Here is a 12,790-nt window from a genome sequence, read left to right as displayed (position 1 = left end):
CACCACGCGGCACCCACCGCCTGTTTCCCTACTTGTAGAAACCTCAGTAACATACCACACTCTGGAGCGCGTTTCCACCACGCGGTCGCCTGCACAGGGCCCTCGATGCCCGGCGCCAGCTCCTGGAACAGGTCCCAGGAGTCAATGTAGTCCCAGATGGGGGCTCGGTCAGGCTCCTCGTGGTTGGCCGCCCGCAGAGCGCGGTCGTAGACCACGGGGTCCATGACTTCGCGGCAGGGCCGGGCCGCAGTGATGATAGCGCGCGCTTCGTCGGTGGTCATGTCGGTCTCCCTGCGTTGGTACGCCCGACACTCCTGTCGGGCCGCCCGACAGGAGTGTCGGGCGTACCCGGCGAGAGTGCCTGGGCGGCCCGACAAGAGTGTCGGGCGTGCCTGGCGTTCTACAGGCGGCCCAGCTCCTCCCACACCGGCGCCAGCGCCCGCAGCAGCTCCTGGTGCCGGTCCAGCGCCTCGCGGTCCGGCGGGCCCGCCGGCTCGATCACGTCACGGATCGTCAGGCCGGCGGTCGCTGCGGCGAGGGAGGGGAACGCCCCCATGGCAGTGGCCGCGATGAGCGCCGCACCGTAGGCCGCCGCCTCGCGCACTTCGGGCCGGCGGATGGGGAGGCCGGTCGCGTTGGCCACGAGCTGCGCCCAGAAACGGCTGCGCGCCCCGCCGCCGATCATGCGGATGTCATCGCTGGCGGCCCCCTGCCGCGCCAGGTTGTCCACGGTCAGCGCCGTCTGGACGGCCACCCCGTGCAGCAGGGCGAGAGCCATGTCGCCCCGGGTGTGCTGCAGTGTCAGCCCGGCCCACGCGCCCCGGGCAGCCTGGCAGCGGATCGGCCCGGAAGCGCCGTAGAAGTGTGGCAGGAAAACCAGCGGCGGCCGGCCCGCTGTCAGGGCCGCCTCCGCTTCGGCGGTGATGAGGTCGTACGGGTCGTTGCCGTCCGCCGTTCCCCTCTCCGGAGCGCAGCGAGGGAGAGGGGCAGGGGTGAGGACGCCGTGGCCGTCCCACAGCGTATCCCGGAACCAGCGCAGCAGGTTCCCCCCGGCGTACGCCCCCAGCACCGCATAGCCTCCCGGCACGGCATGGCAGTACCCCTGTACGCTGTGCGACTCATCGAACAACGGGCGCTCCGTCGCCGCCAGCACGACCCAGGCCGTCCCGCACGAGAGCATGAGCGCACCCGGTCGCGTGACGCCGCACCCCACGGCGGCGCAGGTCTGGTCGTGCCCGCCGAGGACGACCTGCGTGTCGGGCGACAGGCCCCAGTCGTCCGCCACCTCCGGCCGCACCGGCCCTGCCACCGTCCCCGACTCCGCTGTCTCGGCCAGTTGGTCGGCCGCTATGCCCAGGCGCTCCAGCAGCTCCGGCGCCCAGGCCCGGCGCGTGATGTCATAGGCCAGCGTGCGCGAGGCGTTCGGCGCGTCCAGGAGCGGCCGCCCCGTCAGGCGCCCGATGACGAAGTCGGCCACCAGCGCGAAGCGGCGCGTGCTCCGGAAGACTTCGGGCGCCTCATCGCGCCACCACAGGATGCTCGTGGCCGCGGCGAAGGGCGCGGGCGATGAGCCCGTGAGGCGGAACCACAGGTCCCCCTCCCGCTCCATCTGCGCGACCTGGCGCGGGGTGCGGTTGTCCATCCACGTGATGGCCGGAGCGAGGGGTTGCCCGGCCGCATCCAGGGGCACGATGGTATCGCCCTGGGTGGAGACGGCGAGGGCGGTGACGCGTGGGCCGGGACATCCTGGACCGGCCAAGTCGTTCGGGCACGGCGGCCGGTCCAGGATGTCCCGGCCCACGCGAGACACGACCTCCCGCACGCACTCGCGGGACAACCGCCACCAGTCCTCGGCGTCCTGCTCGACCCAGCCCGGCTGCGGCGTGCGGTAGCCGTACTGGCGCTCCGCCTCGGCGAGCACCTGCCCATCTGCGTCGCAGGCCAGCGCCTTGACCGCCGTGGTGCCGATGTCGAGCCCGAGGTAGAGGTCCATGTCGGCCAGAGTTCCCGCGCCGCGCGCCCGATTCCTGTCACCGGGCGGGGAGGGATTCGCGGCGGTGAGGGGGAACACGCTTCCCAGGGGTACCAACACGTATGTCTGGAGAGATTCACATGTCGGACAAGAAAGTCGCTTTGGCTGTCGGCGCCCACCCTGATGACGTGGAGTTCACGATGGCGGGCACGCTGGCCGCGCTGGGCGATGCCGGCTACGAGTTGCACATCTTCACCGTCGGCAACGGCAACTGCGGCACCGCTGTGTACGACCACAATGAGATCTGCCGCCTGCGCGCGGCCGAGGGCCATGCCGCGGCCTCGGTCCTCGGCGCGACCTACCACGAGGGTCTCGTCAACGACATCGAGATCTTCTATGACGAGATGACCCTCCGGCGCGTGACGGCCCTGGTGCGCGAGCTGGAGCCCGAGATCGTGCTGACCCATTCGCCGAATGACTACATGGAGGACCACCAGAACACCTGCCGCCTGATGGTGACGGCGTGCTTCTGCCGGGGGATGCGCAACTGGATCTCCAACCCCGCCCGGGTGCCGACCTTCCAGGATGTGTACATCTACCACGCCAACCCGCACGGCAACCGCGACGGCATGCGCAACCTGGTCGTGCCGAGCCTGTTCGTGGACATCTCCGACAAGATTGACATCAAGGAAGAGATGCTGCGCCGCCATGTGTCACAAAAGGAGTGGTTGGACAAGAGCCAGGGCATGGACTCGTACCTGATCACCATGCGCGATATCTGCGGTGAGGTCGGCGAGATGGCCCCGCGCGGCCTGGCCTACGCCGAGGGCTTCCGCCAGCACCACTTCCTGGGCATGTCCGCCGAGGACAAGGACCCGCTGTCCGACGTCCTGGGCAGCCGGGTGCAGAAGCAGTAGGGCTGGTAAGGTGTGGGAGCGGTCACCGACCGCGACCGGTCGCGGTCGGTGACCGCTCCCACGCGATCAACGTTTCCGGAGGAGACCTATGTCCAACTTCAAGATCGGTATTGCCGGCCTCGGCTGGGCCGCGAGCGGGCACATCCCCGCCTTCAACGCCAACCCCGACTGTGAGATCGCCGCCGTCTGCACCTCCAAGGACCCCGGCGCCGCCCGGGACATGGCCGGCGAGGGCATCGAGGTGTACGCGGACTACGACGCCTTCCTGGGGCACCCCGGCCTGGATGTGGTGGACATCTGCACCCCGCACCACCTGCACGCCCCGATGACCATCAAGGCCGCCCAGGCGGGCAAGCACCTGATGATCGAGAAGCCGCTGGCCACCAGGTACGAGGACCTGCTGGCCATGCGCGACGCCGTCGCCCAGGCGGGCGTGTGCTCGACCGTGTACTTCGAGTTGCGCTTCATTCCCCACTACCAACTGGTCAAGTCGCTGGTCGGCCAGGGCCTGCTGGGGACCGTCCACTTCATCGAGGTGGACTACTACCACGGCATCGGCCCGTGGTACATGCAGCACGCCTGGAACGTGAAGAAGGAGATCGGGGTCAGCGCGCTGGTCACGGCGGGCTGCCACGCCCTCGACGGCCTGCTGTACTTCAAGGACACCGAGGTGGACGAGGTCTTCGGCTACTCGACCAGGTCGTCGGCCAAGTGGGCCGAGGACTACGAGTATGACAGCACCTCGGTGGCGGTCATCAAGTTCGCCGACGGCACGACGGGCAAGATCACCTCGTGCGTGGACTGCCGCCAGCCGTACGTCTTCAACATCCGCCTGGTGGGCAGCGAGGGCACGCTGATGGGCGACAAGCTCTCGACCACGAAGATCGCGGGCGTGAACAAGGAAGAGTGGATAGACATCCCGACGACCGAGGCGACCAGCGGCGACGTGCTCGACCACCCGTACCCGCCGCAGGTGGACCACTTCATGGCCTGCCTGAAGGAGGGCAAGGACTCGCTGATCAACGTGGCCGAGGCCTTCAAGACCCACCGCGTGATGTTCGCGATGGACAAGGCGATCTGCGAGGGCCGGCCGGTGAAGTTGAGCGAACTGCCGGCATAGAAGGCCGAGGCAATGACCTATCGGCTGTCCAGACACGCACAACAGGAGTGCGAGCGGCGGCGGATACCCCTGTCCGTCGTGGACGCCGTGGTGTCTGAACCGCAGCAGGTCGTCCCCGAGAGGGACGGTAAACGGGCCTATCAGTCGCGGGTCACCCTCGACGATGGGCGAACCTTCTTGGTCCGCGCGATTGTTGATGACAGTGAGCGGCCGGCAACGGTCATCACCGTCTACAGGACCACGAAGATCGAGAAGTACTGGAGGACGCCATGAAGGTCACCTATGACGCTGAAGTGGACATCCTCCGCATCATCCTGAGCGACGCGGAGATTGAGGAGAGCGACGAGGACAAGCCCGGCGTAATTCTGGACTACGACCGCGAAGGGAACATCGTCGGCCTGGAAGTGCTCAACGCCTCTACCCGAACGGCTAACCCGCGTGCAGTGGAGTACGCAGTCACCGGGTGATGTTCGCGATGGACAAGGCGATCTGCGAGGGTCGGCCGGTGAAGCTGAGCGAACTGCCGGCATAGACGGCGAGCAGCCTTTGAGCTGACACACGGACGGGCCGGCCTCAGGGCCGGCCCGTCTTGTCTGTCCGGACTGAGAGTGCCGATCACACCTCTCTCACGCGCACCTCCCCGCACAACTCCCGCCAGAACCGCCGGTTCTTCCTCATCGGCCGCTGGACACGCTACCTCTCTACGCTCCGTAGCGCCCGCCATGCCATGCCCAGTGGCGCCGTCAGCCCCTCCGCAGGTCCTACGGCCTCCCCGCGCGAACCACTCCGCATGAACAGCCTCCCCATCCACCCTCTGCCCCTCCTCCTCCTGGCCCTCCTCGCCGTTGGCCTCGCCCATGCTGACCGCACGCTGTATGCCCGTGGCGCGGCCCATCCTCGGCTCCTGTGCACCGCCGCGGAGCTGGAGGCTGTGCGCGGGCGGCTGGACCGGGGCGTCGAGGCGCTGGCGTACAAGGAGATGCTCCGCAAGTGCAACGGGTACCTGGACCCCAAGTCGCCCCTGTATGTGGACTGGCCCGAGCGCAAGCACCATTGCTGGCGCGACCGGGGCGGGGCGACGTGGCTGACCAAGTGCTTCGAGGAGCTGGCGTGGGCCGGGGTGCTGTCAGGTGAGGACAAGTACATCGAGGGCGCCAGGCACATCGTGCTGACGATCATCCGCGAGCGGGTGATTGACCAGATCGGCGGGCTGAACTACGGGCAGCCCTACCAGGGCTGGCTGAGCCAGCCGCTGGATGCGGGGCACTCGAGCCGCTCCCTGGCCGTCTTCTACGACCTGCTGTATGACCACCTGAGCGACGGTGAGCGGGCCGAGGTGCGCGGCTACATCACCGGGACGTACCTGGCGTACTTCTATGGCTACATGAAGAAGCTGCCGGAGGCCCCGCGCTATCCGGGGGTGCTGGGGCACAACTTCGCGCTCATCGGCAACTCGTCGGCGGCGCTGCTGACGCTGGCGGTGTGGGGCGAGACCGGCAACGCGGCCCAGGAGCAGGCCTGGCTCGACCTGTTCCTCGAGGGCATCAAGCGCTACCTGGACATCGGCCTTGGGGTGGACGGCGGGGCGCTGGAGGGGGCGGGCTACACCTCGGCGTGTCTGTACTACCTGAACTTCCCGTGCGAGGCGCTGCGGCGGGCCGGCGGGGAGAACCTGTTCGACCATCCCCGCCTGCGCCAGGTTTGCGACTACTACCTGTACGAGGCGCTGCCCGGCGGCAACTACTTCAACAACACCAACGACGCCTTCTTCCACGCCCACACGTGCTTCTTCCCGCTGTATGCCGACCTGTACCGGCGACCGGAGATGACGTGGCTGTGGGAGCATGTGACGGGGCGGCTCACGGACCCCAAGGACCTCTTCGGCGACGGCCGCAACGCTGCCCAGCCGCTGCTGAACTACACCATCCTGTGGCACGCGCTGGCGCCGGCGGCGCAGACGCCCGAGCAGGTCGGCCTGCCGCTGAGCCGACGGTTCTCGCGGCGAGGTCTGGTCTCGATGCGCTCGGGCTGGGGCAACGAGGACTGCCTGCTCTCGTTCACCTGCGGCGGGAACCCGGACTATGGCCACGGGCAGTACGACGCGAACCACTTCGCGCTCTACCGGGGCCAAAGCGCCCTGGCCGGAGACTCGGGCTATGGCGGCGGGCAGACGGAGCACCACAACGGGATGCTCTTCGATGGCAAGGGCCAGCAGATGAAGGCCGCCGAGGGGCGGATCGTGGCCTACCAGCCGGGCGAGTTGGCTACATACGCCTGCGGGAGGGCCGGGGACCTGTACCACAACCCCACGCTCAAGCAGTTCGACCGGCACGTCTTCTTCATCCACGACAAGCAGCGGCCCTATGCCGTCATCTACGACGACATGGTCGCCGACGGGGCGGAGCACAGCTATACGTGGCTGCTGCAGGGCATCAATGACACCGGGTTCATGATCTCGGGGCAGGGGATGCGGTTCGACCTGGGCGGCACGTTCCCCCGGCTGGTGGATGACAACACCGGCTGGGAGATGCAGGTGGTGCTCTTCGCGGCCACGCCCCCGGCGTTCACCGTGGACGCCTGCCAGACCAAATGGAGCGCCACCGCCGAGGTCGTGGAGCACCCACGGCTGCGCGCTGAGGTCAAGACGACCGGCGCGCCGCACTTCCTGGCGTTCCTGTACCCCCGCCGGCCGGGCACGCCCCAGCCGGCAGTCACGCGCGTGGGCCACCGCGCCCTCCGGGTCGCCTGGGGCGACTGCACGGACCTGGTTGCCTTCGGCCCGGCGCAGACGGCGGAGGCGAGCACACCAGGCGTGGGGTTCGTGCGGACGCCAGCCAGTGGACGGTGAGAGCTGATGAAGAGACGGGTCGTGGGTGGCGCGTCGTGTGCGGCGGGCCGGCTATTAGCAGGCCCACGCGGCTCTCCTGGCCTGGTCCGCAACCGCCGCTTTCGGGGCTGTCTGGGGGTGGGGGCGTGCGTGAGAAGAAGAAGAAGGAATCCTCCCTTCTGTTCTCTCTCTCTTTCGCACGCACCCACCCCCCCTGAACCGCTCAAGAAGCGGCGGTTGGCGCTGCCGGCTGCGGCAGGCGCAGTTGCAGCGCCGGACCGTCTCGCCGCTCTTCCAGCGAAAGCCTGGTCCGCGCCAGTTGGCACATGCGCTCCCCGTACCCCGCCGCGACCAGGGCCGCCTTGAGTTCGGCCAGCGGGTGCCACTGCCCGTCCCCCAGCAACCCCTGCAGCGCCTCCGCGGCCCGGTCCAGCCGCAGGGCCGTCCCCCTCGGCGTCGCCTCCGCCTCCTGCCACGGCGCGAACTCCGGGCCGTAGGCCCCCAGCGCGCAGGCGATCGGGTCGGGCGGCGCGGCGAGGTTGCTCTTGAGGACCCGCAGGCACAGCACGTCCGGCTCCCGCTCGTCGCGCGACAGGGCCCACACCGAGCGCATCATGTTCGGCAGCACCGACGAGCCGCGCAGCCGGTCGAGGGTGACGTTCGTCGGCTCGCCCTCGCGCCGCTTGCGCAGGTGGTGGAGCACCAGCACGGCGACATGCTCGTGGGCCGCGAAGCGGGTGAGCACGTGCAGATTGCGCTTGATGCCCGCCGAGTTCTCCTCCTGGTAGTGCGCCCCGGTGAGCGTGTCGAGCACGATCAGGCCATAGCGGCTCCGGTGGTGCTCGCGCGTGAGCGCGGCGGGGAAGTCCGGGTCATCCAGCCGGGCGGTGGCGAGGCCGTCGTTGCCCCACACGCGCAGCCGGTCGGCGGACACCCCCCACTGTTCGCAGCGGTCGCGCAGCATCCCGTGGCTGTCCTCGGTCTCCAGCCACAGCACCCGCCGGTCGCGGGGGTGCGGGTCGCTGCGGCGCGTGCCGTCCGGCCAGCTCAGGCCGTGCAGGTAGCAGCGGACCAGGGCCAGGGCCACGCCGCTCTTGCCCACCCCCGTCTCGCCGCCCAGCATCGTCACATAGCCCTCCGGCAGCCAGCTCTCCCACAGCCAACTGCTGGCCTGCAAGTGCGCGGCCATGCGGCTGACCGACGCGGTCTGCCCGTGCGCCTCGGCGTCATAGGGCGCGGCGTGGGCGTCCAGGAACGCCCGCAGTTCGTGGGAGCGGTCACCGACCGCGACCTCGGGGCCGGCGAGGTAGTCCGCGGCGTCGCCATGGTCGGGCGCGTCGGGCCATGTGACCATCAGCGGGGTCGGCGCCCCCAGCGCCAGCAGGCGCTCGGCGATCTCGTTCATGTGGGCCCGTCCGCCGTCGTCGTGGTCCGGCCACAGCAGGACGCGCAGCCGCCGCAGGGGCTCCAGGACGGGGTCCTTGGGACACGACGAGGCCCCGGTCACGGTGCCCAGCGCCACGACGCCCGCCGCCGTGAGCGCGTCGGCGGCCTTCTCGCCCTCAGCCACGACCACGGTGTCGCCGTCGGCCAGCGGCGGCAGCAGGTGGGTGTTGTACAGGGGCAGACCGGCCGCCCCCCGACCCCCCAGGCCGGGCTTGCCCTCGCGCATCCAGCGGAAGCTCTTGCGGCCCGACGCGTCCTCGGAGCGCTCGTGGATGGCGATGAGGCGGCCGTCGAGGTCGCGGATGTGGTAGCGGTGGGTAGGTTCGGACGTCCCGGCGGCCGGTCCAGGATGTCCCGGCCCACGCGTGTCGGCTAGGCCCAGCACCCGCGCGGCTTCGCGCACGGCGTCGCCGGGGTCGGCCAGGCCCCGCAGCAAGCCCACGAAGTGGATGAAGTCCCCGCCGGCGCCACAGCCGAAGCACTTGAACAGCCCCTCCGGCCGCGACACATGCAGCGACGGCCGCCGCTCCTGGTGCAGCGGACAGAGCATCTTGAAGCCCCGCGGCGTGCGCCACTGCCGCCTCGGCGCTGCCGTCCCATAGGCGGCCTCGACGTCCTGCGCCACCTTGCGCTTGATCTCCTCAACCAGACCCTCAGCCATAGCCCCGTCCCTCCTGAACCGCCGCTTTTGCGCCCCCTCTGATGGGGGGGTGCGCGCGATGTGTGTGTGCCCGGGGGGTGATCGCAGAATCACTCCCTCCATAATCGCAGGTACAGCAAAGGGGCCGAACTAGCAGTCTGTGAACGAAAGTTCCAGAACATTTCGCATCGCGCCCATCCGGCGGTGGCCGGGCCGGTCCAGGGTGTCCCGGCCCACGCGCTGTCCTGCAGGACCCCGCGCGCCCCCTGGCGAACCCTCCCGCCATGCCTGCCTTCGAGCGCGACCGCGAGATCGTCCTCACCCTCATCCGTCAGGGTCAACTGACCAAGCAGCAGGCCCAGACGGCCTACCAGGCCGCCAAGCAGTCCGGCACCTCCATCCTCGACTCCGTCGTCGCCCTGGGTTTTGTGACCCGCGAGGAAGTGGACTACGCCGCCGGGCAGATGCCCGAGCAGATGCTGTCCCTCCAGCAGGTCGAGGTGGACACCGCGCTGGCCCACTGCCTGAGCCGCGAGACCGCCGAGCGCCTCCGCGCCATCCCTTTCCGCCGCCGGGGTGACGTCGTGGATGTCGCCATGGCCGACCCCGACGACATCCACGCCCTGGACGAGGTGCGGCGGGCGACGCGGCTGCGGCCCGAGGCCGTGCGGGTGTCCGATGCCGACATCTCCTGGGCGCTGGAGAGCCTCTGGAGTGAGGAAGAGACCAAGGAACTCGACGCCCAGTACGCCCAGAGCACCGACGGCCTGGTTGAGGGCGACGCCATCACCCGACTGATGGATGCGCCCACGATCGTCAAGCTCGCCAGCGTGCTGATCACCGGCGCCATCGAGCAGCGCGCCAGCGACATCCACCTCGAGCCCCAGCGCCAGGGCATCATGGTCCGCTACCGCATTGACGGCGTGCTCAAGCGCACGATGGACCTGAACGAGGCCGTCAAGTCGGCGCTGGTCTCGCGCATCAAGATCATGGCGGACATGAACATCGCCGAGTCGCGCCTGCCCCAGGACGGGCGCTTCACCACCACGGTGCAGAAGCGCCGGGTGGACGTGCGCGTATCCTCGCGGCCGACGATCTTCGGCGAGAAGCTGGTCCTGCGCCTGCTGGACAAGTCGCGGGTCATCGTGGGGATTGACCAGCTCGGCTTCCCGCCCTACATCGCCCGGGGCATTGATGCGATGCTGCACGTCTCGCGCGGGATGATCTTGGTGGTGGGCGCGACCGGCTCGGGCAAGACCACGACCCTGTATGCGGCGCTGCACCGCCTGCGGTCCGAGGGGGTCAACATCGAGTCGGTCGAGGACCCGGTGGAGTACCAACTGGGGGGCATCAACCAGTCGCACGTGCGGCCGGACATCGGCCTGAACTTCCCCGAGCAGCTCCGCAGCATCCTGCGCCAGGACCCGGACGTGATCCTGGTAGGCGAGGTGCGCGACTCCGAGACCGCCGACATGGCCTTCCGGGCGGCGCTGACGGGCCACCTGGTGCTGTCGACGATGCACGCCAACGACGCCCCGGCGGCGCTGGTGCGCTGCCAGGAGATGAAGATCGAGCCGTACCTGGTGGCCTCGGCCCTGCGCTGCATCATCGCCCAGCGCCTCACGCGCAAGCTATGCGAGCAGTGCAAGGTGGGCTACGCGGCCGCCGATGCGGTCGCCGACGTCCCCTTCCTGCGCGACCTGTTCGAGCGGCACGGCATCGCGACGCTGTACCGGGGCGAGGGCTGCGAGGAGTGCGGCCAGACGGGCTTCCGCGGCCGCATTGGCCTGTTCGAGATGCTGCGCATGAGCCCGCAGCTGCGGGAGTTGGTCCTGACGGGCACCAACGAGGAGCAGGCCCGCGAAGTGGCGGTGGCCGAGGGCATGGAGCTGATCGAGCTGGACGCCCTGACGAAGCTGAAGGAGGGCGTCACCGGCATCGAGAGCCTGCTGGGGATCTACGCCGACCGGATGACGGAGTTCGGGGAGCAGGTGACGGCGCTGTTGCAGAGGCGGACTGGGGCGGGGTAGAGGGGGCCTGTGCGCGCGGGTGTAGCCCGCAGAGCTTGTGGCGCTGACCGTCCGCAGGACGGTCGGCCGTAGGCCCCCCAGCCGGGCGTTTCAACGCCCGGAGCGACCACGGCACACCCTTTGAGAGAAGAGGGAGGTCCGCCTGTCCCGGACGCTGAAGCGTCCGGCTGAGGGGCGGTCCTGCGGACCGCCGAGTGGCCTGCGGACGCCAACGGCAACGTCATCACCGCCGCTGCATCGGCCACGCCGTCATCGCCGCCGCATTGGTAACGGCGGCATTTGCGTCGCCACCACCGGGAGCAACCATGCCTGACCAGTCTACCCTCCTCGCCGGTCACGCCAAGTCCGACATCACCACCAGCGATCCGGCGCGGGTCATCCATGACCCGCTGCTCGCCAAGGCGCTGGTGCTCAGCGATGGCGAGACCACCCTCGCCATTGTCGCCATGGATGTCGTCGCCATCGGCATGATCTTTGACGTGCCGGATGACTTCCTGCCCCGGCTGCGCGCCCGCATCGAGGCCGACCTGGGCATCCCCGGCTCCCATGTGCTCGTCAACGCCTCCCATACCCACCCGCCGGGCCGCATTCTGTGCGAGAACGAGGAACTGCTCGCGCGGGTCTTCGACGCCGTCAAGCGCGCCAGCGAGGCCATGGTCCCGGTCACCGTCGGCGTGGGCTCCGGCGCTGACAAGCGTTGGACCATCAACCGCACGCTGCGGATGAAGAACGGGACGGGCTGGACGATCCGCCACGCCAACCCGTGCCCGCCCGATGGCGCCGTGGACCACCTGGGGCTGCTGGACTCCGAGATCGGCATCCTGCGCCTGGACCGTGAGGACGGCCGGCCCTTCGCGGTCGTCTACAACTTCGCCTGCCACCCGCTGTATGCGTTCAACGGGGGCCCCATCAGCGCCAACTACCCCGGGGTTGCCTCGCAGGTCATCGAGGACCGTCTCGGCGAGGATACCATGGCGCTGTTCCTGCAGGGCGCAGGCGGGGACGTGTGCGATGTGCTGTACAAAGACGTCCACCACCCGCGCGACATCCGGCCCTTCGGGATGATGCTGGGGCTGAACACACTGCAGGCCTGGGCGGACATCGTGACCGGCGGGGCGAAGCTCAAGGTCATCACCGAGACCGTCGAGCTGCCGCGCCGCACCGACGTGCCCGAGCGCCTGGCGGCGCTGGAGCAAGAGCAGGCTGAGCTGCTCGCCTCGCTGCGGGGCATGAGCCTGAACTTCCGCGCCTTCCTGCCGCTGTATCTCAAGCACCTGATGAATCCCGACTTCCCGGCCGACTACTCGTACCGTTACCTGCAGGAGGAGGCCGCCAGGCGCAGCGACCTGCGCCAGATGGACGCGGACAACCAGGGGAACCTGAACAAGTACCTGCACAACATCCGCGTGATGGAGCGCCTGGCGCACATCCAGGACGACATCGGGACGCTCAAGGGGCATCACGCCTTCAATGTGCAGTCGGGCGAGGAGACCTTCACGGCCGAGGTGATGGGGATGCGCATCGGGGAGTGCGTGTTCATCACCTGCCCGGCGGAGGTGCTGACGGAGGTCGGGCTCAACATCAAGCGGAACTCCCCCCACGAATACACGTTCATGGCGGCGTTCTCCAACGGCTACGCCCACTACGGCCCGCCGGCCGGCGACTACCCGCTCGGGGGCTACGAAGTGACGGAGTGCTTCCTGGGGGCGGGCTGGCAGGAGATCTACGAGGCCAAGGCGGCGGAGATACTGGGGAGGCTGTAAGCCGCGTGGGCGCGCGTGTCCTCACGCGCGCAGGTAGTCGGACAGCGATCGGTTGCGCGCGTGAGGACACGCGCG

At 69.2% G+C, this 12,790-nt stretch carries 10 protein-coding genes; 7 read left to right on the top strand and 3 right to left on the bottom strand.

Going from position 1 to position 12,790, the window contains the following annotated elements:
• A partial coding sequence (locus LLH23_12005; protein MCE5239198.1) for a hypothetical protein occupies positions 1–281 on the bottom strand: 281 nt, incomplete at its 3' end.
• Positions 282–400: 119 nt separating this feature from the next.
• Positions 401–1,993 carry a hypothetical protein gene (locus LLH23_12000; GenBank protein MCE5239197.1) on the bottom strand — a complete coding sequence of 531 codons (1,593 nt, stop codon included), beginning with the start codon at positions 1,991–1,993 and terminating at the stop codon, positions 401–403.
• Positions 1,994–2,112: 119 nt separating this feature from the next.
• Here LLH23_12000 and LLH23_11995 point away from each other — a divergent pair, with 119 nt between their 5' ends.
• From LLH23_11995 to LLH23_11975, 5 genes are all read left to right on the top strand, one after another.
• A complete protein-coding gene (locus tag LLH23_11995) occupies positions 2,113–2,889 on the top strand; it encodes a PIG-L family deacetylase (GenBank protein ID MCE5239196.1) in 777 nt (258 codons plus the stop codon).
• A gap of 88 nt (positions 2,890–2,977) precedes the next feature.
• Positions 2,978–4,009: a Gfo/Idh/MocA family oxidoreductase gene (locus LLH23_11990; GenBank protein ID MCE5239195.1), complete on the top strand. Its 1,032-nt coding sequence runs from the start codon at positions 2,978–2,980 to the stop codon at positions 4,007–4,009.
• Positions 4,010–4,021: 12 nt separating this feature from the next.
• The gene (locus LLH23_11985) at positions 4,022–4,282 is read left to right on the top strand and encodes a DUF4258 domain-containing protein (protein ID MCE5239194.1); all 261 of its coding nucleotides are present in this window, start codon (positions 4,022–4,024) and stop codon (positions 4,280–4,282) included.
• Positions 4,279–4,476, top strand: a complete 198-nt coding sequence (locus LLH23_11980) for a DUF2283 domain-containing protein (protein ID MCE5239193.1) — start codon at positions 4,279–4,281, stop codon at positions 4,474–4,476. The genes LLH23_11985 and LLH23_11980 overlap by 4 nt, the downstream gene beginning before the upstream one ends.
• 323 nt (positions 4,477–4,799) lie before the next feature.
• A complete protein-coding gene (locus LLH23_11975; protein ID MCE5239192.1) occupies positions 4,800–6,857 on the top strand; it encodes a heparinase II/III family protein in 2,058 nt (685 codons plus the stop codon).
• A 202-nt stretch (positions 6,858–7,059) separates the two neighbouring features.
• On the opposite strand, the gene LLH23_11970 is transcribed toward LLH23_11975, so the two are convergent.
• Positions 7,060–8,943 carry an AAA family ATPase gene (locus LLH23_11970; GenBank protein ID MCE5239191.1) on the bottom strand — a complete coding sequence of 628 codons (1,884 nt, stop codon included), beginning with the start codon at positions 8,941–8,943 and terminating at the stop codon, positions 7,060–7,062.
• 263 nt (positions 8,944–9,206) lie between these two features.
• On the opposite strand from LLH23_11970, the gene LLH23_11965 reads away from it, so the two are divergent.
• Entirely contained in the window at positions 9,207–10,952 is a 1,746-nt protein-coding gene (locus LLH23_11965) for a GspE/PulE family protein (GenBank protein ID MCE5239190.1), read from the top strand.
• A 305-nt stretch (positions 10,953–11,257) separates the two neighbouring features.
• Positions 11,258–12,715, top strand: coding sequence for a hypothetical protein (locus LLH23_11960; GenBank protein MCE5239189.1), 1,458 nt, complete (start codon positions 11,258–11,260; stop codon positions 12,713–12,715).
• Positions 12,716–12,790 lie beyond the last annotated feature (75 nt).

Source organism: bacterium, assembly GCA_021372615.1.
In the GTDB taxonomy this organism is placed as follows: Bacteria; Armatimonadota; Zipacnadia; order Zipacnadales; family UBA11051; genus JAJFUB01.
This window is presented reverse-complemented; position numbering and strand designations above follow the sequence as displayed.

Coding starts and splice junctions, on each gene's coding strand:
- LLH23_12000 (MCE5239197.1), bottom strand. CDS start 1,993: ATGGACCTCTACCTCGGGCTCGACATCGGCACCACGGCGGTCAAGGCG.
- LLH23_11995 (MCE5239196.1), top strand. CDS start 2,113: ATGTCGGACAAGAAAGTCGCTTTGGCTGTCGGCGCCCACCCTGATGAC.
- LLH23_11990 (MCE5239195.1), top strand. CDS start 2,978: ATGTCCAACTTCAAGATCGGTATTGCCGGCCTCGGCTGGGCCGCGAGC.
- LLH23_11985 (MCE5239194.1), top strand. CDS start 4,022: ATGACCTATCGGCTGTCCAGACACGCACAACAGGAGTGCGAGCGGCGG.
- LLH23_11980 (MCE5239193.1), top strand. CDS start 4,279: ATGAAGGTCACCTATGACGCTGAAGTGGACATCCTCCGCATCATCCTG.
- LLH23_11975 (MCE5239192.1), top strand. CDS start 4,800: ATGAACAGCCTCCCCATCCACCCTCTGCCCCTCCTCCTCCTGGCCCTC.
- LLH23_11970 (MCE5239191.1), bottom strand. CDS start 8,943: ATGGCTGAGGGTCTGGTTGAGGAGATCAAGCGCAAGGTGGCGCAGGAC.
- LLH23_11965 (MCE5239190.1), top strand. CDS start 9,207: ATGCCTGCCTTCGAGCGCGACCGCGAGATCGTCCTCACCCTCATCCGT.
- LLH23_11960 (MCE5239189.1), top strand. CDS start 11,258: ATGCCTGACCAGTCTACCCTCCTCGCCGGTCACGCCAAGTCCGACATC.